The 22022-nt window shown below is 66.6% G+C and carries 22 protein-coding genes; 13 read left to right on the top strand and 9 right to left on the bottom strand.

Annotated elements, in window-relative coordinates; all coding sequences use genetic code 11:
* Positions 1-3: 3 nt before the first annotated feature.
* Entirely contained in the window at positions 4-1041 is a 1038-nt protein-coding gene (locus tag ACQR1F_RS22005; protein WP_434838056.1) for a zinc-dependent alcohol dehydrogenase family protein, read from the bottom strand.
* Positions 1042-1297: 256 nt separating this feature from the next.
* On the opposite strand from ACQR1F_RS22005, the gene ACQR1F_RS22000 reads away from it, so the two are divergent.
* On the top strand, positions 1298-2770 hold the full coding sequence (locus ACQR1F_RS22000; RefSeq protein WP_434913854.1) for an N-acyl-D-amino-acid deacylase family protein: 1473 nt from the start codon (positions 1298-1300) through the stop codon (positions 2768-2770).
* Between the two features lies 1 nt (position 2771).
* Here the strand turns inward: ACQR1F_RS22000 and ACQR1F_RS21995 are convergent, their stop codons facing one another.
* From ACQR1F_RS21995 to ACQR1F_RS21985, 3 genes are read right to left on the bottom strand one after another with little or no spacing between them, the layout of a single operon-like run.
* Positions 2772-3515, bottom strand: a complete 744-nt coding sequence (locus ACQR1F_RS21995) for a CoA-transferase (protein WP_434913853.1) — start codon at positions 3513-3515, stop codon at positions 2772-2774.
* Positions 3512-4330 carry a CoA transferase subunit A gene (locus ACQR1F_RS21990; protein WP_434913852.1) on the bottom strand — a complete coding sequence of 273 codons (819 nt, stop codon included), beginning with the start codon at positions 4328-4330 and terminating at the stop codon, positions 3512-3514. The genes ACQR1F_RS21995 and ACQR1F_RS21990 overlap by 4 nt, the downstream gene beginning before the upstream one ends.
* 57 nt (positions 4331-4387) lie before the next feature.
* Positions 4388-5449, bottom strand: a complete 1062-nt coding sequence (locus ACQR1F_RS21985) for a LacI family DNA-binding transcriptional regulator (protein ID WP_434913851.1) — start codon at positions 5447-5449, stop codon at positions 4388-4390.
* A 122-nt stretch (positions 5450-5571) separates the two neighbouring features.
* Here ACQR1F_RS21985 and ACQR1F_RS21980 point away from each other — a divergent pair, with 122 nt between their 5' ends.
* On the top strand, positions 5572-6873 hold the full coding sequence (locus tag ACQR1F_RS21980; protein WP_315758877.1) for a M24 family metallopeptidase: 1302 nt from the start codon (positions 5572-5574) through the stop codon (positions 6871-6873).
* Between the two features lie 154 nt (positions 6874-7027).
* Positions 7028-7993 carry an NAD(P)-dependent oxidoreductase gene (locus tag ACQR1F_RS21975; protein ID WP_434913850.1) on the top strand — a complete coding sequence of 322 codons (966 nt, stop codon included), beginning with the start codon at positions 7028-7030 and terminating at the stop codon, positions 7991-7993.
* Here ACQR1F_RS21975 and ACQR1F_RS21970 read toward each other — a convergent pair.
* The 3 genes from ACQR1F_RS21970 to ACQR1F_RS21960 form a co-directional block, all read right to left on the bottom strand.
* Positions 7990-9312: a tetratricopeptide repeat protein gene (locus tag ACQR1F_RS21970; RefSeq protein ID WP_316237191.1), complete on the bottom strand. Its 1323-nt coding sequence runs from the start codon at positions 9310-9312 to the stop codon at positions 7990-7992. The two genes, ACQR1F_RS21975 and ACQR1F_RS21970, sit on opposite strands and share 4 nt — an antisense overlap.
* Position 9313: 1 nt before the next feature.
* Positions 9314-10324, bottom strand: coding sequence for an aldo/keto reductase (locus ACQR1F_RS21965; RefSeq protein WP_434913849.1), 1011 nt, complete (start codon positions 10322-10324; stop codon positions 9314-9316).
* Positions 10325-10556: 232 nt separating this feature from the next.
* On the bottom strand, positions 10557-10979 hold the full coding sequence (locus ACQR1F_RS21960) for a PaaI family thioesterase (RefSeq protein ID WP_315804635.1): 423 nt from the start codon (positions 10977-10979) through the stop codon (positions 10557-10559).
* A gap of 81 nt (positions 10980-11060) precedes the next feature.
* Between ACQR1F_RS21960 and ACQR1F_RS21955 the strand changes: the two genes are divergently transcribed.
* Complete coding sequence (locus tag ACQR1F_RS21955) at positions 11061-11690, top strand: NUDIX hydrolase (protein ID WP_316181086.1); 630 nt, start codon at positions 11061-11063, stop codon at positions 11688-11690.
* Between the two features lie 25 nt (positions 11691-11715).
* On the top strand, positions 11716-12897 hold the full coding sequence (locus ACQR1F_RS21950; RefSeq protein WP_316218053.1) for a hypothetical protein: 1182 nt from the start codon (positions 11716-11718) through the stop codon (positions 12895-12897).
* Between the two features lie 18 nt (positions 12898-12915).
* Here ACQR1F_RS21950 and ACQR1F_RS21945 read toward each other — a convergent pair whose 3' ends face one another.
* On the bottom strand, positions 12916-13218 hold the full coding sequence (locus tag ACQR1F_RS21945) for a hypothetical protein (protein ID WP_315804632.1): 303 nt from the start codon (positions 13216-13218) through the stop codon (positions 12916-12918).
* A 169-nt stretch (positions 13219-13387) separates the two neighbouring features.
* Between ACQR1F_RS21945 and ACQR1F_RS21940 the strand changes: the two genes are divergently transcribed.
* The 5 genes from ACQR1F_RS21940 to ACQR1F_RS21920 all read left to right on the top strand — a co-directional run bounded on the left by ACQR1F_RS21940 (position 13388) and on the right by ACQR1F_RS21920 (position 18481).
* Positions 13388-13864 carry a hypothetical protein gene (locus ACQR1F_RS21940; RefSeq protein WP_315804631.1) on the top strand — a complete coding sequence of 159 codons (477 nt, stop codon included), beginning with the start codon at positions 13388-13390 and terminating at the stop codon, positions 13862-13864.
* 209 nt (positions 13865-14073) lie between these two features.
* Complete coding sequence (locus ACQR1F_RS21935; RefSeq protein WP_315804630.1) at positions 14074-15036, top strand: TAXI family TRAP transporter solute-binding subunit; 963 nt, start codon at positions 14074-14076, stop codon at positions 15034-15036.
* 156 nt (positions 15037-15192) lie between these two features.
* Positions 15193-17286, top strand: a complete 2094-nt coding sequence (locus ACQR1F_RS21930) for a TRAP transporter permease (protein WP_434913866.1) — start codon at positions 15193-15195, stop codon at positions 17284-17286.
* Positions 17283-17657 (top strand): DUF1850 domain-containing protein, encoded by a 375-nt coding sequence (locus ACQR1F_RS21925; protein WP_315804629.1) that lies wholly within the window; start codon positions 17283-17285, stop codon positions 17655-17657. Before ACQR1F_RS21930 ends, ACQR1F_RS21925 begins: the two co-directional genes overlap by 4 nt.
* Before the next feature lie 23 nt (positions 17658-17680).
* Positions 17681-18481, top strand: a complete 801-nt coding sequence (locus ACQR1F_RS21920) for an SDR family NAD(P)-dependent oxidoreductase (RefSeq protein ID WP_434913848.1) — start codon at positions 17681-17683, stop codon at positions 18479-18481.
* 112 nt (positions 18482-18593) lie between these two features.
* Here the strand turns inward: ACQR1F_RS21920 and ACQR1F_RS21915 are convergent, their stop codons facing one another.
* Complete coding sequence (locus ACQR1F_RS21915; protein WP_434913847.1) at positions 18594-19364, bottom strand: hypothetical protein; 771 nt, start codon at positions 19362-19364, stop codon at positions 18594-18596.
* 34 nt (positions 19365-19398) lie between these two features.
* Here ACQR1F_RS21915 and ACQR1F_RS21910 point away from each other — a divergent pair, with 34 nt between their 5' ends.
* From ACQR1F_RS21910 to ACQR1F_RS21900, 3 genes are all read left to right on the top strand, one after another.
* Positions 19399-19569 carry a hypothetical protein gene (locus ACQR1F_RS21910; RefSeq protein ID WP_434893171.1) on the top strand — a complete coding sequence of 57 codons (171 nt, stop codon included), beginning with the start codon at positions 19399-19401 and terminating at the stop codon, positions 19567-19569.
* A 118-nt stretch (positions 19570-19687) separates the two neighbouring features.
* A complete protein-coding gene (locus ACQR1F_RS21905; RefSeq protein WP_315804685.1) occupies positions 19688-20437 on the top strand; it encodes a tetratricopeptide repeat protein in 750 nt (249 codons plus the stop codon).
* Positions 20438-20535: 98 nt separating this feature from the next.
* Positions 20536-21918 (top strand): tetratricopeptide repeat protein, encoded by a 1383-nt coding sequence (locus tag ACQR1F_RS21900; protein WP_434913846.1) that lies wholly within the window; start codon positions 20536-20538, stop codon positions 21916-21918.
* Positions 21919-22022: the final 104 nt, after the last annotated feature.

The raw sequence follows: 22022 nt of genomic DNA, 5'->3' as shown, positions 1-22022 counted from the left end.
CGCCTATGTCTCGATGAGAACCTTCAACGCATGGGTCTTGGCCGCGGCGCCGAACGTCTCGTAGGCATCGAGGATCTGATCAAGCCTGAAGCGGTGGGTGATCAGCCGGTTCGGTTCGAGCTTGCGCGACTGCACCGTCTTCAGCAGCATCGGCGTCGTCACCGTATCGACCAGCCGCGTCGTGATCGCGATGTTGCGGTCCCACAGCTTCTCCAGATGCAAGTCGGCCTTGACCCCGTGCACGCCGACATTGGCGATCACGCCGCCGGGGGCGATGATGTCCTCGCAGGTCACGAACGTCGCGGGCATGCCGACCGCCTCGATCGCTGTGTCGACGCCGCGCCCGTTCGTCAGCGCCATGACCTTCTCGACGGCCTTGCCGTCGGCGTTGTTGACGACGCTGGTGGCGCCGAAACGGGTGGCGACCTCGAGGCGGTTGTCGTCGAGGTCGATCATGATGATTTCGGCCGGCGAATAGAATTGTGCCGTCAGCAGCGCCGCCAATCCGATCGGACCGGCGCCAACGATCGCGACCGTCGAACCCGGCTCGACCTTGCCATTGAGGACGCCGCATTCGAAGCCGGTGGGGAGGATGTCGCTCAACATCACCAGCGCCTCCTCCTCGGTGTCGGCGGGCACGTGATAGAGGCTGGTGTCGGCATGAGGCGTGCGAACATACTCCGCCTGCGTGCCGTCGATCCTATGGCCGAGGATCCAGCCGCCATGGCGGCAATGCGAGTACATGCCGCGCCGGCAATAGTCGCAGGTTCCGCAGGCCGAGATGCAGGAGACGATGACGTGGTCACCCGGCTTGAACGCGCGCACGGCGCTGCCGACCGCGTCGACCACGCCGACGCCCTCGTGGCCGAGAATGCGGCCCGGCGTACATGTCGGCACGTCACCCTTGAGAATATGAAGGTCGGTCCCGCAGATCGTCGTCTTCAGGATTTTGACCACCGCGTCGCCCGGCTCGATGATGGTCGGCTTCGGGCGCTCGTCGAGGGATTTCTTGCCGGGACCATGATAGACCAGGGCTTTCATGACTTACCTCCGCAGGTTTCTGCCCGGAGGATGGATGGCGCAAGAGAGGTCGCGCGCCGTTGAGGCGTATCAATCCTGACCAGAGTCCCCATCACTATCGTGTGTCCCGGGTGGCCAGGGCGAAATGCGGACGGCGGACGCGCGTCGCGCCTCCAATGCAGTCCAGCCCGGCTCAGATCACATGCGCATCGCTCTGGACGCATCGGCGCGGCTCGCGGATAGTCTCGCGGCTTCCTACCATTCCGCGCGAGATTTCATGACCGACAACCAGCCTTCGTCCGTGTCCTTCGACCTGATCATCCGCGGCGGCACCGTCATCGACGGCACGCGTGCGCCACGCTTCGAGGCTGATGTCGGCATCAAGGATGGCCGCATCGTCGCCATCGGCGGGCTTGACGGCCGGAAGGCCACGCGCGTGATCGACGCCTCCGGCCTCATCGTTGCGCCGGGCTTCATCGACTCCCACACCCATGACGACAGCGCCGTGCTGGTCGATCCCGACATGACCTGCAAGGTCTCGCAGGGCGTGACCTCCGTCGTGACCGGCAATTGCGGCGTCAGCATCGCGCCGCTGAAGCCGGGCTCGCCGCGGCCGATGCCGCTCGGCCTGCTATCGCCAAGCGAGGGACAGGTGGTCGAGTATGCCGCGTTCGCCGACTACGTCGCCGCGTTGCGCGCGGCGCCGGCTGCGGTCAACGTCGCGCCGATGGTCGGCCACACCGCGCTGCGCGCCTCGGTCGTGAGCGATCTCGGTCGGGCCGCGACGGACGTGGAGATCGCCGAGATGCGCGCGCATGTGCAGGAGGCGCTCGACGCCGGCGCCATCGGCGTCTCGACCGGGACGTTCTATCCGCCGGCGGAGGCGGCGCCGACCGAGGAGATCATCGAGGTCTGCCGTCCGCTCACCGGCAGCGGCGGCGTGTATGCGACGCATATGCGCAACGAGGCGAACGAGGTCATCCAATCGCTGGAGGAAAGCTTCGCCATCGGCAAGGCGCTCGACGTCCAGGTCGTGATCTCGCATCACAAGGTGGTGGGCCCTGCCAATTTCGGCCGCACCAGGGAGACGCTGCCGCTGATCACCAAGGCGATGAGCTGCCAGTGCGTCGCGCTCGACTGCTATCCCTACAACGCCTCCTCGACCATGCTGCATACCGATCCGGCCAAGCTGCAGGTCAAGGTCGTCGTCGCGGCCTCCGGACCCCATCCGGACGTGGCGGGGCGCGATCTCGCCGACATCGCCGCCGATTGGGGCGTCGACCGGCTCGAAGCCGCGAAGCGGCTGCAGCCGGCGTCGGCGATCTACTTCGCGATGGACGAGGCCGACGTGCAGACCATCCTCGCCTACGAGCCGACCATGATCGGCTCCGACGGCCTGCCGTTCGGCGAGCGTCCGCATCCGCGGCTCTGGGGCACGTTCCCGCGTGTGCTCGGCTACTACTGCCGCGAGCTCGAGCTGTTCTCGCTGGAAACCGCGGTGTGGAAGATGAGCGGGCTGACGGCGCGGAATTTCGGCATCAAGGGACGCGGCACGCTCGCGGTCGGCAACCATGCCGACATCACGATCTTCGATGCGGCCAGCGTGCGCGACAGCGCGACCTATGATGCCCCCTGCGTGCCGGCCGCCGGCATCGAGGCCGTCATCGTCAATGGCGCGCTGACCTGGTGGCAGGGCGCGCATCAGAAGGCGCATGCGGGGCAGGTGATCACCCGCGGTACGCTGCAGTGAGCTACGCGGCCATCGCGCGCGCGAATTCCGGATAGCATTCCGCGAGCTCGTCGCGGATCCGGCCGCGGATCAGCTCGACCGTGGCGCGATCAGGGCCGGCCGTCGGCGGTACCATTTCCGGGGAAGCGTAGTCGAACCCGGTTCGGTCGCGGACGTCCTCGGCCGTGTAGCCGGGATGCACCGAGCGCAGCCGGAAGCCGCCGCGCTCGCGGTCGAAATCGAACAGCGCCAGGTTGGTCAGCAGCGCATGCGGGCCGCCGCGCCGCTTCACCTCCGGCGTGGTCGCGGCGGCGCTGACGAAGTCCACCTTCGGCACCAGCACGCGCGGCGAATGCTCCTCGCGAAACAGGATCACCCGCGGGATGAGATGATAGAGATAGGCCGAGCCGAACGAGCCCGGCCAGCGTACGTCCATCCGCGGATAGTCGCCGGTGCCGACCAGGTTGATATTCCCGGCACCGTCGATCTGGCCGCCGCCGAGAAAGAACGCGTCGACGCGGCCCTGCGCGGCGCAGTCGAACAGCTCGACGCCGCCATTGGTGAAGAAATTGTGCCGGCTGGAGCCGAGGATCGAGATGCGGACCGGCGGCTTGCCCCTTTGCGCGTTGCGTGCGCGCAGCAGCATCGCGCCGGCCGCCGGGATCGGCGACGAGGCGCCGACGGCGACGTGGCGGACGCCGTCGAGCAGGTCGGCGATGACGGTGATCAGCAGTTCTTTGCGTGCCTGCTCGTCGTGCATGGTCATGCCACCTCCTTGCTGCGGCTCAGGAAGGCGGAGAGATAGGTGCGAAAGCCTTCGTCCGTACGCGCCATCGCGGCGTAGCGCGAAAGCTCGGCGCCATCGGTCTCGTACTCGTCCCACAGCGGCAGCGGCCAGGCGCCGTTCTCGGCGACCGCGATGGCATCGACATAGAGCGCCGGCAGTACGCCGGCGGCCGAGTCTTCGGTCGCCATCAGATCGCGATCGACGATGCGCTCGACGGTGACCAGCGTGCGCTTCGCCGCATAGGCCATGGTCGCCAGCTCACGGTAGCGGCCGATGCGGACGTTGCCGAAGCGGTCGGCCTCGGGCGCATGAAACAGCGCCACGTCGGGCGTGATCGCCGGCACCACGACGACCTTGCCGGGCTCGCCGACGGGACTGTCGATCACCTTCCAGTCGGGGCGGACCCGCAATAGGTCGCTGCCGATGATGCCGGCGATCGGCATGAACGGCACGCCCTTCTGCCCGGCCAGCAGGCCGGCATGGATCGCAGGGCAGGTGGCATCGCGCAAGGTGATGCTGCCGTCGCGCACGGCCGCGACGAAGCGCGGTGCGCCGCCGGCCTCGCCGAGCGAGACGGCGCTGGTTTCCACCACCGTCGCCACGCCGGCGCCGATCAGCAGATCGGCCTGCAGGCCTGATATCGGCACGCAGACGAGATGCAGGCTGGTGAGGCCGGCCTCGATCATGGCCGCCGTCGCCGCCATCGAGACGCCGGCACGGTCGACCGGGATCGCGATCGATTGCCCCGGTGCGATGGATGCGACGAGCGCCTCCAGGCCGACCATCTCCGTCATCGGCTTATCCTCCCGTTGTTGCTTGGCCGCCGAGTGTAGCGATGGGCCGCAGGTCTGTCAGTGCTCGTATGCGATCGTCGAGCCGCGGATGATGAGCTCCGGCGCCAGGACGATGTGGTCGGTCGCTGCCTCGCGCCCGGCAAGGCGGTCGAGCAGCAGCCGCGCGGCGGCTTCGCCCATGTCGCGCTGGGCGATCCGCACCGTGGTCAGCGGTGGCGCGACCATGTCGACGAACGGCATGTCGTTGTGGCCGACCACGGAGACATCGCCGGGGCAGGCGAGGCCGCGCGCGGCGAGCGCGTCATAGACGCCGAGCGCCAGCAGGTCATTGGCGGCGACGATGGCGGTTGGGCGCGTCCGCCGCGCGAGCAGGCGCAGCGCAGCCTCGCGACCCGCAGCCCGCGTATAGGCTTCGACGGCTTCGACCGGCGCATGGCGGGCGGACAGTCCCGCAGCCGCGATGCTGGCCTCGAAGCCGGCGCGGCGGCGCGCGCCGGTCGAGATGTGCTGCGGGCCCGCGACGTGACCGATGCGGCGGTGGCCGAGCGCGACGAGATGCTGGACGGCGAGACGCATGCCGGCGGCATCGTCGCTGGCGGCCGACGGCAGCAGTCCGGCGGCATCGACGCGATTGACCAGCACAACAGGGAGCGCCGCGTCCATGCAGTGCTTCACGACATCGTCGCGCAGGCTCACCGTCGCCAGCACCAGACCGTCGACGCCGCGGGCAATCAGCCGGTCGACCAGATCCTGCTCCGAGCCCTTGCTGCCGACGTCGACGACGATCGTCGCATAACCCTCGGCGTTGAGATGATCGGCGATGCCGGACAGCACGGGCGGGAAGCCGGGATCGGCGATATCGGGCGCGAGCACACCGATCAGGCCGCTGCGCCCGGTGCGCAGGCCCTTGGCGGCCATGTTCAGCCGATAGCCGAGCGCGTTGGCGGCGGCCTGGATCCGCTCCACGACATCGCCCGCCACCAGATGCTTCATGGCCGGGCTGAGCGCGCGCGACACCGTGGAGGGATGCACGTCGCAGCGCGCCGCGACATCCTTGATCGTCGGACGTGAGGACGCCGCTGCGCGCGGGCTCCTTGTCGATGGCGACGTCCTTTTCATCTCCGCTCCCTGATGCCGCAGCGCAACGACGTTTTGATCGCGCGGTACCTTGACACATTTTGCGTGCATGCAATAAACCCGGCTCTGCAATCGATTGCAATAGCACAATGGGAAACGCCCACATGACAGCCAGCGCGTTGAAGCCGCATCTGGTCAGCCCGGAGCATCTCGATCCGCATTGGCGCTGGGGGCGGGCGATTCCATCGCATGGCCATGTCTCGGTGGATTTCGAGCGCCGCGTCGATTTCGACAGGTTGCGGCGCTACCGGCTGGCGCGGGCGCGCGCGGCGCTGAAGGCGTCGGGCTATGGTGCGCTGCTGCTGTTCGACGTCAACAACATTCGCTACGTGTCCGGCACCAAGATCGGCGAATGGGAGCGCGACAAGCTGTGCCGTTTCGCGCTGCTGGCCGGCGACGGCGAGCCGATCGTGTGGGATTTCGGTTCGGCAGCCGTCCATCATCGTCTGTTCTGCGACTGGCTGGCGCCGGAGAACTGCCGGGCCGGCATGCTCGGCATGCGCGGCACCGTGCCGCCGGCGGTCGGGCTGATGAAGGCGCATGCCGAGGAAGTGATGAGCCTTTTGCGCGCAGCCGGCGTTGCCGACATGCCGGTCGGCGTCGACCTCGCCGAGACCGCGATGTTCTTCGAGTTGCAGAAGGCCGGCATGAAGGTGGTCGACGGCCAGCAGGTCATGCTGGACGCGCGCGAGATCAAGAACATCGACGAGATCATGCTGTTGAATCAGGCCGCGGCCATGGTCGACGGTGTCTATCATTCGATCTACGAGCACCTGAAGCCGGGCGTGCGCGAGAACGACATCGTCGCGCTCGCCAACAAGATGCTCTACGAGATGGGCTCCGACGACGTCGAGGCGATCAATGCCATCTCCGGCGAGCGCTGCAATCCGCATCCGCACAATTTCACCGACCGCATCCTGCGTCCGGGCGACCAGGCGTTCTTCGACATCCTGCAGTCCTATCAGGGCTACCGGACCTGCTACTACCGCACCTTCAACGTCGGCCGCGCCACGCCGGCGCAGCACGATGCCTACAAGCAGTGCCGCGAATGGCTCGACAATGCGATCGCGCTGATCAAGCCGGGCGTCTCGACCGACACCGTCGCCAAGGTCTGGCCAAAGGCCGAGGAGTTCGGCTTTCCCTCGGAGATGGCGGCCTTCGGCTTGCAGTTCGGCCATGGACTTGGACTTGCGCTGCATGAGCGTCCGATCATCTCCCGGCTGGTCTCGCTGGACAATCCGATGGAGATCAAGACCGGCATGGTGTTCGCGCTCGAGACCTACTGTCCGGCGACCGACGGCTTCTCGGCTGCGCGGATCGAGGAGGAGGTCGTGGTCACCGACAAGGGCTGCCAGGTGATCACGCTGTTTCCTGCGGAAGAGCTGCCGATCGCCAACCGCTACTGAGCGGATGGGCAATGCGCCCAATAGAGCGATCTTTGTGATTTTCGTCATTGCGAGCGAAGCGAAGCAATCCAGGGCGGGAGTCGTGACTCTGGATTGCTTCGTCGCTTCGCTCCTCGCAATGACGAAGACTGTGATCAGTAACGAGGAGAGGACGATGACCGCGACGCATTCGCTCGGCTGGATCGGCATGGGGCGCATGGGCTATCCGATGGCTGAGCGCCTGCTCAAGGCCGGCCACAAGGTGTCGATCTACAATCGCACCCGCGCCAAGGCCGAGCCGCTGGCGGCGAAAGGCGGCGTCATCGTCGATCATCCCCGCGATCTCGCCGCGTGCGACATCGTGTTCACGATGGTGTCGACCGGCAAGGATCTCGAGCAGGTGTATTTCGGCGACCACGGCCTGGTGGCCGCAAGTTCTGGATCGCGTCCCCAGATCCTGGTGGACTGCTCCTCGATCGGTATCGAGCAGTCGGAGGCGATCGCCGCCAAGCTGAATCAGCTCGGTTGCGAGTTCGTTCGCGCGCCGGTGTCCGGCAATGGCAAATGCGTCAAGGCCGGCAAGCTGTCGTCGGTCGTCTCCGGCCCCAAGGCCGCGTTCGATACGATCGAGCCGTATCTCGCCAAGATCGCCGTCTCCGGCGTGTCCTATGTCGGCGAGGGCGAGCTCGCGCGCATCTGCAAGATCGCGCACAACGTGTTCCTCGGCGTCGTGATCCAGAACCTCGCCGAGATCACCATCCTGGCGCAGAAGGCCGGCGTGCCGCGCCATGCCTTTCTCAACTTCATGAATGCCAGCGTGATGGGCTCGACCTTCACGAAGTACAAGAGCAACGCGCTGGTCAATCTCGATTGGACCACGACCTTCACGCCGCCGCTCTTGCGCAAGGATCTCGATCTCGGCCTGTCGGCGGCGCGCCAGCTCGACGTCGCCATGCCGGTGACGGCGGCGACGCGCGAGGCGCTGCAGGCCCATGTCGGCGCCGCCTCGCTGCAATCGGACCCGACCGCTTATCTGGAGAAGGATTTTGCGGCGCTGCTGGAGACGGTGGCGCTCGCCGCCGGTCTCAAGCTGCAGCCGGAAAACGTGCCGATGCCGACCGGGCTGGAAACCGAGGGCTAAGCAGGCGCAGGGGTCGTGAGGGCCCGCCAGCGCGTGTCGCGCGCCGACGGCCGGCGGTGCAGGCGGGTGTCGAGCACCTCGCGGGCCTGGGTCAGCGCGCCGCTGCGGATCAGGGACAGGATGTAGGTGTCCTCGATCACCTCGCGCTGGGCGTGGCTGCCGCCGATGCGGGCGAGGTCGCCGATGACAGGGGTGAGCTCACGCGCGCAGGCGCGCCAATTCTCTTCGGCGAAGGCGCGCAGCGCCCGCAGCATGTGCGGCACGATGCGGCCCGCCGGCAGCGTGCCTTCGGTCTGCCGCCGCTCGATCGCGGCGAGACGGCCCTTGAGCGCCGCGGTATCATCGGTGGCCGCAGCGATCATCACCAGGTGCATCTCGATGAAGGCGAGCGTCGAGCCCGTGAAACGGGGGCTGGCATAGGCCGCCACCTCGGCCCAAGCGCCACCCGGCACGGTGTAGTTCTCCGCCAGCAGTCGCCACAGCAGCGAGGCGCAGTCCGACAGCGTGTTGAGCGGCGGCGCGGTGTCCATCGTCGGGACCAGCACGTCGGTGTAGACTTTGAGCGCCCCGGCGGCATCGCCGCGGTCCAGGGCGCCGAGCGCCTGGTGCCAGCAGATATGACCGTGCAGCATTCCGGTGCGATCGTAGTCGCCGATCCACCCCTCGACGAGCGCATCGGCCTCGTCCAGCGCACCAGCCTCGAACATCGCATGAAGCAGCGCATGCACGGCATAAGCGTTGTGCCGGCGCAACGCGAAGCTGCGCTCGGTGACGGCGCGTCCCTGCGCGATATCACCGGCCTCGGTGAGCGCCCAGCCGTGGTTCGATAGGAACCACCAGTCCTCGCCATAGGCGGCGGCAAACCGGTCGCACAGCTCGCGTCGGGCGGCGTCGTGATCTCTGCGACCGGAAAAGGCCAGCAGGCCGAAGGCGCCGAGCGGCAGCGCCATGATCATGGCGTCACGCGGCCAGCTTTCCAGATGGGCCAAGGTCGCGTCGAGCGCGTCGGTGCCGCGGCCCTCGATGGCGAGCACCAGGGTCGCGACATGGCTCTGCTCGCGCGGCGTGCCGCGCCTGGCGACGAGGTCGCGGGCGCGCTTGATGGTCTGCAGCGCCGCCTCGCGCTGCATATAGATGGCATGAATGCGCGCGCGGGCGGCGTGCGCCAGCGCGAAATCCGGATCGAGCATGATCGCCCGCTCGAACGCATCTGCCGCGCTGGGCCAGAAGGCGAGCAGCAGGTCGACGCCCTCGCGATAGGCCGCGGCCGCATCAGTGGAGGCGGTCGACAGGGGCAGGCCGTAGCGATCCTCCTCCATCTCAGCCCACCCGCGGCCTGCGGCCCTCGATCGGATAGGCCGGATCGTTGTAGCCGGGCGTCGAAGCGTGACCGGTCACGACCAGCCGGTCGATCAGCGCCTCGTCGTCGGCGGCGAAGGGATAGTCGAGCGCGCGGATGTAGTCGTCCCATTGCGCCTCGGTGCGCGGACCCGCGATCACCGAGCTGATGAAGGCGGAGTTGAGCACCCAGGACACGGCGAACTGCCCCGGCGTGAAGCCCTTCGTCTCGGCGTGGCGCTTGATCTCCTGCGCCAGCTTCAGCGATTCGGGCCGCCACTCGGTCTGCATCATCCTGGTGTCGTTGCGGCCGGCGCGGGTCTCCTTGTCCGGCGGCGCATCGGGGCTGTACTTGCCGGTGAGCACGCCGCGCGCCAGCGGGCTGTAAGGCACGACGCCGAGGCCGTAATAGCCGCAGGCCGGCAAGTGCTCGACCTCGGGCATCCGGTTCATCGCGTTGTAGTAGGGCTGGCTGACGACAGGACGGTCAATGCCCATGCCGTCGCAGAGATTGCAGATCTCGGCGAGCCGCCAGGCGCGGTAGTTGGAGACGCCGAAATACCGGATCTTGCCGGCGCGCATGAGGTCGCCAATCGCGCGGACCGTTTCCTCCAGCGGCGTCGCGTGATCCTCCTTGTGCAAATAGTAGATGTCGATCTGCCCGGTGCAGAGCCGCCGCAGGCTTTCGTCCGCGGCCTGCATTACCCAGCGCCGCGACAGGCCGGCGCGGTTCGGATCGTCGCCCATCGGGTTGGCGAGCTTGGTGGCGACGATCCAGCGGTCGCGCTCGCGCGCGATGGTGCGGCCGACCACCTCCTCCGACGCGCCCTTGTTGTAGGCATCCGCAGTGTCGATGAAGTTGACGCCGGCGTCACGCGCCTTGGCGATGATGCGGGCCGATGTCGGCTCGTCGGTGGGACCTCCGAACATCATCGTGCCCAGGCAGATCGGCGACACTTTCAGGCCGGAACGGCCGAGCTGGCGATATTGCATTCTTGCCTCATTTCCAAACCATCACCGCCCGCGGACGGAGTGGATACGATAGCTCTCTCTGCGCGTCATTGCGAGCCACCGGGTCCGCGCGGATGCGCGGCCCGATGACAGGCTCCGCGAAGCAATCCAGAGCCGGGGCGGGACTCTGGATTGCTTCCGCCTTCGCCCGATCGGCTTCGGCGGACGCGTCGTCGCTGCGCTCCTCGCAATGACGGCGGAGAGAGTAGGGCTCTCACTCGCTTTTCAGGATCTTGAACACGCCCGACGCCATCGCGATCACGCGATGCCCGGCCGTCACCTCGGTGGTGATGAACACCAGGCTGCGGGTGATCCGCACCACATGCGGCCGCGACACCAGGGTCTCGCCGATCTTGCCGGACTCGACGAAATGCGTGTCGAACTGGATCGTCGCCATGTGCTCCTTGCCCGCGGCATGGCGGGCCATCATGCCGCAACTGCGGTCCGCCAGCGTCATGATCACGCCGCCCTGGACCAGGCCGCGGCGGTTGTGATGCTTGTCCTCGGTGACGATGGCGTATTCATGGGCGCCGTCGACGACGCGCTGCCACAGCGGGCCGATCAGGTGCAGGAAGCCCGAGGTGTCGACGATCTCCCAGCCGTCGGACGTCATCCTGGCCGCGGCTGATTTCGTCATCGCTGAAGACCTTTCCTGTCGCGCCCGAAATCCGGCTCGCAGATCGTTTCATCCGTCGCTGGCCTGGTGTAGTCAAGCTGCATGCCCATGCCGTTCGACGATGCCACGAGGCGGAAAATCGCAGGCTGCTGTGCCGGTTTCGTGCGGCTGGAGGCGACTGCGGGGGCGGCCTCGCTGAAGCGCGCGGCGGTGGTGATCGCGCTGGCGCCCCACCACGAGACCGGCAACACGGCGCTGCTGCTCACGCTGCGTGCTGCAGGGCTGCGCAGCCATGGCGGGCAATGGGCGCTGCCGGGCGGACGCTGCGATGCCGGCGAGACGACGGTCGAGGCCGCCCTCCGCGAGCTCGCGGAAGAGCTTGGGCTGAGCCTGGCGCCGGATGCGGTGCTGGGCATGCTCGACGACTATCCGACACGGTCGGGCTATCTGATTACCCCCGTCGTCGTATGGGCGGCCAATGGCCGCACGCTGCGGCCGAATCCGGACGAGGTCGCGTCGGTGCACCGGATCGGCCTCGACGCGATCACGGCGGATGACGCGTTCGATTTCACCGCGATCCCCGAGAGCACGCGGCGCGTCATCCGGTTTCACGCCCGCGAGGGCCTCATTCACGCACCCACCGCGGCGCTGATCTATCAGTTCCGGGAGGTGCTGTCCGGCCGCGACACCCGGGTGCATGAGCTGGAACAGCCGGTGTTTGCCTGGAAGTAGCCGCCGTTTCGGCTACAAGGGCGGCATGCTTCATCAGCCGATTCGCACGCTTGTCCTGATTGTCGCCTGCGCCGGGTCCGGCGCGCCGCCTCTGCTGGCCGCGGAACCCGGCGCACCGGTCGCCCCGCGCGAAGCTTTGGCGCAGATGGCATCGCCCGCCGCGATTGCGGAGTATCGGCGCAAACTCGCCGAATATCAGCAGGCGCGCGCGGAGTTCGACCAGGAGGCGGGCGCCTATTGGAAGGCGATCGCCGACAAGCGCCGTGCGCGCAATGCCAAGCGCCGCGATCGTCAGCCGATCGGGCTCGACGACTATGTGCTGGAGCAGCCGCCGGTCTACACCGGGCCGAAGCGGCCGGTGAATCCCGAGCCGGAACCTGAGGGCGAGCCGCGCGAGCGCAAATACATCCCGGTGGTCGCCGACCTCGTGAAGGCGGCACAGGAGCATTTCCAATGGTCGCCGCAGCGCCCCGCCAGCGACATCGATTTCAAGCGCGCCTATGCGCGCTTCGCCGCGGCGTCGGGACTGACTCGCGAGCAGGCGGTGCGCGTCTATGCCTTCGAGACCGGCGGCAACGGCAAGCACGATTCGCAATCGGGCTTCAAGGGCAACCGCGCGATCTCGACGGCGATCGGCTACAATCAGCTCTTGACCACCAACAGCGTCGAGCTGCTGGCCGAGCAGGGCCCGCTGTTCATCCGCCTGCTCGGTGAACGCGTGGCGCGGACGTCCGGGCCGGCACGCGGCGCGATGGAGCACAAGCTCGCGGTCCTGAAGAAGATGGTCGCAATCGCGCGCTCCGTACCGGACGACTGGTCGGCGCATGAGAAGATCGGCAACACGCCGCAGGGCTGGGCCATGCACGCGATGGTGCTCGACATCGACGTCGGGCCGATGCTGCAGACGCACAAGCTCCTGACGTCGGTGCTGTTCGCACGCGCCAAGGGCTACACGAGGCCGCTTTCGGCCGCCGAGCTCGAAATGATGAATCTCACCGGCGACGGCACGGGCTTCGACATGGTGACGATGCCGCTCGAGATGCGCGATCAGGTTCCGACCGCCAACTTCTTCCAGCGCGGCGGCTATGAGCGCAATCCGGTCGCCGTTCGCCACAACACCGTGGCGAAGCTGCTTGCGGTGACGGATTCCAGGATGGACTCGCTCAGCAGCCTGCCCGGCGCCAAGGAGCTGGCGGCCGCGTTCTGAGGCTGCGCGCGCTCGCCTCTACTCATCCGCGCCGAACGAGAAGCTGCCGTCGCCGTCGAGATAGGGGGCGGTCCGCATGTAGAGCTGACCGTTCTGGCCGACGAAGAACAGCGTGCCCTTCGGCACCTTCTTGGCACCCTTGAGCAGCATGTCGGCGTTCTTGGTGCCCATCTTGTAGGCGAGCGTCTTGCCGTCCTTGCCATAGGCGTAACCCATGTCGGGCTTCAGCTCCCACGGCTCCGGCGGTGCGGCACAGCTCACGCTGGTCAGTGCGCCGAGCGCCCCCAGGGCGATCAGGGCTTTCAGAAACGGGCTCTTCATGTCCTCCTCCAATCGATGTCGTCTCGAACAAATCGCGAACGCGTTGGCATCATCGTGGCCCCGTCGCAGCGCGGTGATCGTTGGCGGATTTTCCATTCGCCGATCTCGCGATTATCCTGCAGCGTGGTTTAGAAACATAGGCCAAGAAAACACTTTGGGGATGATTCGGATGAGCCTCGTCACGAAGATCGGTTGGGTTGCGGCGTTGTCGCTGGTGACGTTGGCATCCGCCCGGGCCGACGACTTCAAGCTGTCCAACAACCAGCGCATCGCCTGCAGCCGCGGTCTCTCCGCCGGCAAGCTCAATACGGCCGTTTGCAAGTCCTACGCCTACCTCTTCAACGTGAAGACCTCGGAATATTTCCGCTGCCAGGTCTCACTGTCGCTGACCCGGGACAACAAGGAGGTCATCAACGTCCAGACCGACGGCGGCTGCACCAGGAAGCCGCGCGTGTTCGACACCGATTCCAAATACGAGTTCGATGCCACCGAGACCGAGCCGGCGAACACCAACTCCTTCTTCGGCAATGGCGGCTATTCGATCTGGGTGGCGGATACGACCCAGCAGAAAGTGCGCGGCTGCATGACGATCTCGTCCGGGCTCGGCTCGGACATCTCCAAGTGCGTCGACATGACGTTCCAATGAGCGGCGGCCTTGCGAGGGAGGCAGCTCGCCGCTCTGGGCTGCACCTGCGGTTCAAGCTGGTGTTACTGTCAATGTAAGATTGAACGCGGGGGCGCATCGGTCCCGGCCTCGCGCCGTGGGAGCGGGAGAGGCTGGTGCGCCAGTCTTTCGGATGGGTTGACCCCGCGCCCGCAGCCGTCCAATTTGCGGCAAAATCAATGGGAGGATCCATGCGTTTCTCGAAAATCTCTGGCACTGCAACCGGTTTCATTCTGGCGGCCGCCTGCATGCTCGCGGCGCCGGCGGCGCAGGCACAGAGCTTCATCAACGTGCTCACCGGCGGCACGTCGGGCGTCTACTATCCGCTCGGCGTCGCCATCGGGAAGATCTACGGCGACAAGATCCCCAATGTGAAAACCCAGGTGCAGGCGACCAAGGCCTCGGTCGAGAACCTGATCCTGCTGCAGCAGGGACGCGGCGAGCTCGCCTTCGCGCTCGGCGACTCCCTGAAGGCCGCCTGGAACGGCGAGGAGGAGGCCGGTTTCAAGACCAAGCTGGACAAGCTGCGCACCATCGGCGCGATCTATCCGAACTACATCCAGATCGTCGCGACGGCCGAATCCGGCATCAAGACGCTGGCGGACCTCAAGGGCAAGAGCCTGTCGGTCGGCGCGCCGAAGTCCGGCACCGAGCTCAACTCGCGCGCGATCCTCGCCGCTGCCGGCATGAGCTACAAGGATCTCGGCAAGGTGGAGTATCTGCCCTTCGCTGAATCCGTCGACCTGATGAAGAACCGGCAGCTCGGCGCCACCTTGCAGTCGGCTGGCCTCGGCGTCGCATCGTTGAAGGATCTGTCGACCTCGTCGCCGATCACCGTGGTGTCGGTGCCGAAGGAGGTCGTCGACAAGATCGGGCCCCCGTTCGTCGCGGCGACCATCCCGGCCAACACCTATACCGGCCAGGACAAGGACGTGCCGACCGCGGCCGTGATCAACTATCTCGTCACCAGCTCGGCGGTATCAGACGATCTCGCCTATCAGATGACCAAGCTGATCTTCGAGTCGCTGCCGGAGCTCGCCAATGCGCACGCCGCCGGCAAGGAGATCAAGCTGGAGACGGCGGCGCAGGACAGCCCGGTGCCGCTGCACCCGGGCGCGATCCGTTACTACAAGGAAAAGGGCATCCTGAAATAAGGACGCTGCTCGCCCGGCGTGCCTTGCAGGCCGGGTCATTCGCAACCGGCTGCGCGGGAAACCTTCCGCGCAGTCTTGTCGTTCAGGTGATTGCGGCCATGGTCAGCAGCGCCTGATGGGCGCGTTGGGGGGATCATGACGATCGAAGCCGTGAACATGGAAACGCCGGTCAAGGTCGAGTTCGACAATTTCGAGCACGGCTTTCCGGAGGGCTTCGGTCCCGGCCGCTGGGGCTATCTGGCCTACGGCATCGGTCTCGCGTTCGCCCTGTTCCAGCTTTATGTCGCCGCCTTTAACTATCTGCCGAGCCAGGTCGTGCGCGGCGTCCATGTCGGCTTCCTGCTGCTGCTCACCTTCGGCCTGATCGGCAACTTCACCGCCAGGACCGATGCGGGACGGATCGCGGGCTGGACCATCGGCGCCATCGGTTTCCTTTGCGGCCTCTATCAGTGGATCTTCTACGCCGACCTGATCGCGCGTGACGGCGATCCGACCCGCGTCGATCTCGTGGTCGGAACCCTGCTGGCGGTCCTGATCTTCGAGGGCACGCGCCGGCTGATGGGACTCGCGCTGCCGCTGATGTGCGGCGCCTGCCTGTTGTACTGGTTCTTCGGCCAGTATCTGCCGGCGCCGCTCAACCATCGCGGCTATGATTTCGATCAGATCGTGACGCATCTGTCGTTTGGCACCGAGGGCTTCTACGGCGTGCCGATCTACGTCTCGGCGACCTACATCTTCCTGTTCATCCTGTTCGGCTCGTTCCTCGAGCATGCCGGCATGATCCAGCTGTTCACCGACGTCTCGCTCGGCCTGTTCGGTCGCACCCGCGGCGGTCCGGCCAAGGTCGCGGTATTCGCCTCGGGCATGATGGGCACGATCTCGGGCTCGGGCGTCGCCAATGTCGTCACCGTCGGCCAGTTCACGATTCCGCTGATGATCCGGTTCGGCTACCGCCGCGCCTTTGCGGCCGGCGTCGAAGCCACCGCGTCGATGGGCGGCCAGATCATGCCGCCCGTGATGGGCGCGGTCGCCTTCATCATGGCCGAGACGCTGGGCGTCGATTACTCGGTGGTGGTCAAGGCCGCCGTGATCCCGGCGATCCTGTATTTCGCCTCGGCGTTCTGGATGGTGCACCTGGAGGCCGGCAAGCACGGCCTGACCGGCATGAAGACGTCGGAGATCCCGAGCGCCTGGAAGGCGCTGGTGGCGCGCTGGTATCTCGTGCTGCCGCTCGCCGCGCTGGTCTACATGCTGTTCGAGGGCTTCACGCCGCTGTATGCGGGCTCGATGGGACTCGCGCTGACGGTGGCGCTGATCCTGGGCACCTCGATCACCATGGGCTTCTCCAACCAGGTGCTGCGCTACGTATTCTGGATCGGGCTCGCGCTCGTCGTCGGCGCGCTGTCGCGCAACGGCCTGCAGATCATACCCGTCGCCTCCGTCGTCGTCGCGCTCATCGTCATCACCGGCTTCGTGCGCGGCGGCATGGGCACCTTGCACGCCTGCCGCGATTCTCTGGCGGAAAGTGCGAAGTCGGCGCTGACCGTCGGCATGGCCTGCGCCATCGTCGGCGTCATCATCGGCATGATGACCCAGACCGGCGTCGGCTCGATCTTCGGCAGCTGGGTGATCGGCCTCGGCAAGACCAGCCTGTTCGCGGCGCTGATCATGACCATGCTGCTGTCGATCCTGCTCGGCACCGGCATCCCGACCATCCCGACCTACATCATCACCGCAGCGCTCGCAGCCCCCGCGCTCGCCAAGCTGGGCGTGCCGCTGATCGCGAGCCACATGTTCGCGTTCTACTACGGCATCATGGCCGATCTTTCACCACCGGTCGCGCTGGCCGCGCTGGCCGCCGCCCCGATCGCCAAGGAGAATCCCGACAAGATCGGGTGGGAGGCGATGCGGATCGCGCTCGCCGGCTATGTCATTCCGTTTCTGTTTGTCTACTCGCCCGCGCTGATGCTGCAGCCAGGCGACCCGATGGAGGCGCAACTCGGCTTCATCGGCGCGGTCGCCTATGCTTCCGTCAAGGCGCTGATCTCGATCGGCCTGTTCGGCATGGTGGCGATCGGCTTCCTGTACGTGCGCATGACCCTGGTCGAGCGCCTGCTGGCGTTTGTCGCGTCGGTCTGCCTGCTCGGCGAATTTCCCTACAGCGACATGCTGGGATTTGCACTGGCGGTGGTGATCGTGGCGTGGCAGTGGCGGCAGCGGCCGCCGGCTGCCGTGGCGGCCTCCGCTTGAGCCTCTGCCTCGCGTCATCGGGGGTGGTGAAGGCGCTGGCCCTCGCCGGCTTCACCTTGGCCTGGACCCACTCGGTCGAGAAGACCGCGTGGCAGGAGGACTGGCGCGTCACACCTGACGGTCTCGAACTGGTGCAGGCCCGCGTCAAGGGCTCCGGCGCCGGCATGGAGCCGCCGCCGGAGGCACGGCTGGTCGATGGCTGGTTCCAATGGCAGGCCCAGCGGGGTCCGCTGTCGCGGATCGTGCTCGCCAATTCCGGCGCGGCCGGCGAGTGGCGCATCTGCGCGGACGGGCAATGCCGGACGCTGTCGGACATCTTCGGCCATGACATCGGCGCCGCGACGATCACGATGAGCGCCTGTACCGAATAACGAACAAACGACGGGAGAACGCGATGGATCGTCTCAGGGGCAAGGTGGCGCTGGTGGTCGGTGCGGGCTCGATCGGGCCGGGCTGGGGCAACGGCAAGGCCACGGCCGTGACCTTTGCGCGGCAGGGCGCCAAGGTGTTCTGCGTCGACCGCAACAAGGACGCCGCCGCGGAGACGGCCTCGATCATTTCAGGCGAAGGCGGGCAGGCCGAGGCGTTCACCGCCGATGTCTCGAAGGCCGTCGAGGTCGAGGCGATGGTGAAGGCTTGCGTTGCCGCCTATGGCCGCATCGACGTGCTCGACAACAATGTCGGCATTGCCGAGATGGGCAGCGTGGTCGATGTCGATGAAGCGGAATGGGACCGCGTGTTCGCGGTCAACCTGAAGAGCGCCTATCTCGCCATGAAGCACGTCATTCCAGTGATGATCGGGCAGGGCGGCGGCTCCATCATCAACATCTCCTCAGTGGCCTCGATCCGCCAGGTCGGCATTTCCTATGTCAGCTATGGCGCCAGCAAGGCGGCGATGAACCAGATGACACGCACGACCGCGGTCGAGTTCGCGCCGAAGCACGTCCGCGTCAATGCGATCCTGCCTGGGCTGATGAAGACGCCGATGGTCGAGCACTCCGCGGGGCTGGCCGCGAGCTACGCCAAGGGCGATATCGAGGAGATGTGGAAGAAGCGGGATGCGCAGGTGCCGATGGGACATATGGGCGACGCCTTCGACGTCGCCAATGCCGCCTTGTTCCTCGCCTCCGACGAGTCGCGCTATGTCACCGGCACCATGCTTGTGGTCGATGGCGGGCTGACCTGCAGAAGCTAACTCTCTCTGCGTCATTGCGAGCGAAGCGAAGCAATCCAGGGCCGAGCAAGGACTCTGGATTGCCTCGTCGCCTGCGGCTCCTCGCAATGACGAGGTGCGATACACTGCGCGATTATTGCGCCATTGCCAGCATGCTGCCGCCGATCGCGTGCCACGCCGACGTCATGCTGATCGGCCAGTTCAGCAGCTTCACGGCGATCAGCGCGAGTCCGCCATAGACGTAGACCGGGTGGACCCGTCCGAACGTGCGGCGGTCGTGGATGATCGCGACGACGAGCAGCAGGTAGGCGACGAAGGCCGGGGGGATCGTCACGAACACCGGCGGCGGGCCGAGCGGGCCGGGCGGTGCCAGGAATGTCAGGAACCAGCGCGCCACGGCGGCGTCCAGCAGCGAGATGCCGGCGAGCAGCATCAGCCGCTTGTGCGTCTCCGGCCGGCGCAGATGGACGACCGCGAGCGTAAAGACCACGGCAAAGAAGGCGATGCCGCTGAGCGGCACGATGGCGAAGGCGATGCCCTCGTTGGCCTGCCCCATCGCCGCGGAACGCTTCATCGCCTCGATAGCAACGAGGAAGCCAAAGATCGTCATCGCCGTGGCGAGCGATACGCCGAAGATGCCGAACGAGCGGTGCCACGCCGTGCGTCCGGATGCGGCAAGCCAGCTCTGCAGCGCGAAATACAAGGTCCAGGTGAAGAACAGGAAGCCGTGGAAATGAATCACGGGCGCGCCGGAGAATGAGCCGCGGGCCAGTGGCAGCCAGTAGGTCGGCGCGAAGCCGATGATCGCAATGGCCATGCAGGCCAGAGCCATGTTGAAATAGAAATAGCGCGCAGGGGACGCAACGACGCCGCGTGCGCGCGAATTGTCGGTCAGAATAGTCATGCGGTTGTGTCTGCGGGAACCGCAACAGGTTCAAATGACGATCGAGGACGTCGCCGGGGCGCGCATCCACAACATCTTGAAGGGAATGCGCGGCACGATCACGCGCATTTCAGCCGGGGGCCGCGATCGGCTCGCGAGCCCCATTCGCAAGGGTTGCCTTCTGCAGGAAAGGACTGTCGCACCGCTGCTGCCGCTGTATAGTTGAAGTCGCCGCAGAGGCGGTTACGCCCCGCGCGCCGTGCCGGACCGCCCACGACCTGAGAGAGCCATCTGCCTTGACCTCATCCGCCTCCTCATGGGCTGCAGCCGGTCGCCGGGATGGGCTGCTGCGCCTTGCCGCGCTGGTCACGCTCGGATGGCTGGCTTCGACCCAGGCCCATGCGGTCGGCGCGGCCGAGCCTGGCAAGGAGCCGGCGGTGGATGCCGGTGCCTGCATGGCGGCCTCGGAGGCGCGCGATGGCGACAAGGTGCTCACCGAATGCGGTGCCGTGATCGACAATCCCAAGGCCGCGAGGGCCGATCGCATCAACGCACTGATCGCGCGCGCCTCGATCTTCATCACCAGGGGTGAGATCGATCGCGCCATCGCCGATTACGGCGTCACCTTGCAGCTCAACCCGACGCTCGCCAGCATCTTCAATGCACGCGGCGAACTGCATCGCAAGAAGGGCGACCGTCCGAAGGCGCTGGCCGATTTCGCCGCGGCGCTGCGGCTCAATCCGGATCACGCCAGCGCCCGCAGCAACTATCACGCGCTCGCAGTGGAGCTCGAGCGCATGGGCGCGCAGATGGCCGTCGCGGGCCGGCCGAGCTTCAATTGCGCCGCGGCGCGGCGCGCCGTGGAAAAGGCGATCTGCGCCGATCCGGAGCTCGCCAATCTCGATCGCGAGATCGACGGCGCGCAGGCCCGCGTCGTTCGCGAGGCGGCCGGCCCCGCCGCGGCACGCGCCCTGCAGCGCGAGCAGGACGCGTTCATCGCGCGGCGCAACGCCGGCTTTGGCAGACCCGGCTACGATCTCAAGAAGGCGATGCAGGACCGCCTGCGGCGGCTGAACGGCGTCGACGGCTATTGATCATCGGCGTGGCCGCTTGAACCGGGTTCCGGCCGGAGACGACAACGGGGGAGATCAGCGTCTCAACCCGCAACAGTCGAAATTCCGAGCCCACGCCGATGCACGCTTTCATCCATTCGATTTCATCCCGCTCATCCTACCTCGCGCTGCGTCTTGCGGCCGGCCTCGTCCTTGGCCTCGGGGCCCAGCCTGCATTCGCTGCGGACCCCGAATGCGCTTTGGGCGGCAAGGCGCCACCGTCCGAACTCATTGCCGCCTGCTCGACCGCAATCGAGCAGGCATCGAGTTCGCCCAAGGATCAATCCATCGCCCTGGTCGCCCGCGCCGACGCCCGCGCCCGCACCTCGGGCGGCATGACCCAGGCCCTGAAGGACCTCGACCGTGCCATCGCGCTCGACGGCAAGAATGCGCGCGCCTACCGGCTGCGTGGCGACCTGATGCGCGAGGCCGGTGGCGATGCCGGCAAGGCGGCGGCCGATCTGAGCATGGCGATCTCGCTCGATCCGAATGACGCCGAGGCCTATGAGTTGCGTGGCGTTGTCTATACCGAGCAGCGCCGTCTTGATCGCGCTCTGGCCGACTATGACCAGGCGATCCGCCTGAAGCGCGACTTCGCGCAGGCCTATGCCGACCGCGGCGTCGCCTTCTACCTGCGCGGCGACAATGAGAAGGCGGTGCGCGACTATGACGAGGCGATCCGGCTCGACCCCGAACGTCCCCGCACTTTCACCAACCGTGCCGCCGCCTACAAGAAGCTCGGCCAGATGGACAAGGCGCTGGCCGATGACGACGAGGCGATCCGGCGCGATCCGAAGGTGTCGGAATATTACGACAATCGCGGCCTCACCTACGCCGCCATGAAGGAGTACGACAAGGCGATCGCCGATTATAACCAGGCGATCCGGATGGAGCAGCGGGCGAATTTCCTCACCAATCGCGGCGATTCCCATCAGTTCAAGAACGAGCTCGGCGCGGCCCTCGGCGACTACGACGCTGCGCTGCGGATCGATCCGACTTTCGCGCTCGCCTACAACAACCGTGCGGTGCTGTACAAGAAGATGGGCGAACGCGCCAAGGCGCTGGCGGATTACGAGGCGGCGCTGCGGCTGGATCCCGGCAACGACAATGCCATCGCCGGCCGGCGCGTCATGCTGGCCGAGATCAAGACGTTCGGCGCCGAGCCGCCGCGCCCGTTGAATGCGCCTTCGGAGCGCAGCGGGCCGTCGTTCGAATGCACCACCGCCGTGCGCGAGGTCGAGAAGGTCATCTGTGCCGACCCGCAGCTGTCGGTGCTGGACCTCGGCATCGCCGAGAGCTACGCTCGCCGGCTCAAATCGTCCCGTGGTCGCCTTGCGGCCGAACTGCGCAGCGCACAGCGTGACTTCATCGCCGAACGGAATGCCCGGTTCGGCAAGCCCGGCTACGACCTTCGTCTAGCCCTGCAGCGACGTTTGGACATGCTGCGCGACGCAGGGCATTGATCCGCCCGGGAAAGTGACCGGACTCCAGGTTGCGCCTGATCTGGATCAATTCATGACGGCTTGAACTGTCGCTTTGTCCCGTGACAATACTCGGGAATAAACAC

It is taken from the genome of Bradyrhizobium sp. HKCCYLS3013 (assembly GCF_051167615.1).
Lineage (GTDB): Bacteria > Pseudomonadota > Alphaproteobacteria > Rhizobiales > Xanthobacteraceae > Bradyrhizobium.
The sequence above is the reverse complement of the archived record's forward strand: the minus strand, read 5'-3'. Positions and strand labels throughout refer to the sequence as shown.

Excerpts from the sequence above, each read along its gene's own strand:
- ACQR1F_RS22005 (WP_434838056.1), bottom strand. The coding sequence starts at position 1,041 with ATGAAAGCCCTGGTCTATCATGGTCCCGGCAAGAAATCCCTCGACGAG.
- ACQR1F_RS22000 (WP_434913854.1), top strand. The coding sequence starts at position 1,298 with ATGACCGACAACCAGCCTTCGTCCGTGTCCTTCGACCTGATCATCCGC.
- ACQR1F_RS21995 (WP_434913853.1), bottom strand. The coding sequence starts at position 3,515 with ATGACCATGCACGACGAGCAGGCACGCAAAGAACTGCTGATCACCGTC.
- ACQR1F_RS21990 (WP_434913852.1), bottom strand. The coding sequence starts at position 4,330 with ATGACGGAGATGGTCGGCCTGGAGGCGCTCGTCGCATCCATCGCACCG.
- ACQR1F_RS21985 (WP_434913851.1), bottom strand. The coding sequence starts at position 5,449 with ATGAAAAGGACGTCGCCATCGACAAGGAGCCCGCGCGCAGCGGCGTCC.
- ACQR1F_RS21980 (WP_315758877.1), top strand. The coding sequence starts at position 5,572 with ATGACAGCCAGCGCGTTGAAGCCGCATCTGGTCAGCCCGGAGCATCTC.
- ACQR1F_RS21975 (WP_434913850.1), top strand. The coding sequence starts at position 7,028 with ATGACCGCGACGCATTCGCTCGGCTGGATCGGCATGGGGCGCATGGGC.
- ACQR1F_RS21970 (WP_316237191.1), bottom strand. The coding sequence starts at position 9,312 with ATGGAGGAGGATCGCTACGGCCTGCCCCTGTCGACCGCCTCCACTGAT.
- ACQR1F_RS21965 (WP_434913849.1), bottom strand. The coding sequence starts at position 10,324 with ATGCAATATCGCCAGCTCGGCCGTTCCGGCCTGAAAGTGTCGCCGATC.
- ACQR1F_RS21960 (WP_315804635.1), bottom strand. The coding sequence starts at position 10,979 with ATGACGAAATCAGCCGCGGCCAGGATGACGTCCGACGGCTGGGAGATC.
- ACQR1F_RS21955 (WP_316181086.1), top strand. The coding sequence starts at position 11,061 with ATGCCCATGCCGTTCGACGATGCCACGAGGCGGAAAATCGCAGGCTGC.
- ACQR1F_RS21950 (WP_316218053.1), top strand. The coding sequence starts at position 11,716 with ATGCTTCATCAGCCGATTCGCACGCTTGTCCTGATTGTCGCCTGCGCC.
- ACQR1F_RS21945 (WP_315804632.1), bottom strand. The coding sequence starts at position 13,218 with ATGAAGAGCCCGTTTCTGAAAGCCCTGATCGCCCTGGGGGCGCTCGGC.
- ACQR1F_RS21940 (WP_315804631.1), top strand. The coding sequence starts at position 13,388 with ATGAGCCTCGTCACGAAGATCGGTTGGGTTGCGGCGTTGTCGCTGGTG.
- ACQR1F_RS21935 (WP_315804630.1), top strand. The coding sequence starts at position 14,074 with ATGCGTTTCTCGAAAATCTCTGGCACTGCAACCGGTTTCATTCTGGCG.
- ACQR1F_RS21930 (WP_434913866.1), top strand. The coding sequence starts at position 15,193 with ATGGAAACGCCGGTCAAGGTCGAGTTCGACAATTTCGAGCACGGCTTT.
- ACQR1F_RS21920 (WP_434913848.1), top strand. The coding sequence starts at position 17,681 with ATGGATCGTCTCAGGGGCAAGGTGGCGCTGGTGGTCGGTGCGGGCTCG.
- ACQR1F_RS21915 (WP_434913847.1), bottom strand. The coding sequence starts at position 19,364 with ATGACTATTCTGACCGACAATTCGCGCGCACGCGGCGTCGTTGCGTCC.
- ACQR1F_RS21910 (WP_434893171.1), top strand. The coding sequence starts at position 19,399 with ATGACGATCGAGGACGTCGCCGGGGCGCGCATCCACAACATCTTGAAG.
- ACQR1F_RS21900 (WP_434913846.1), top strand. The coding sequence starts at position 20,536 with ATGCACGCTTTCATCCATTCGATTTCATCCCGCTCATCCTACCTCGCG.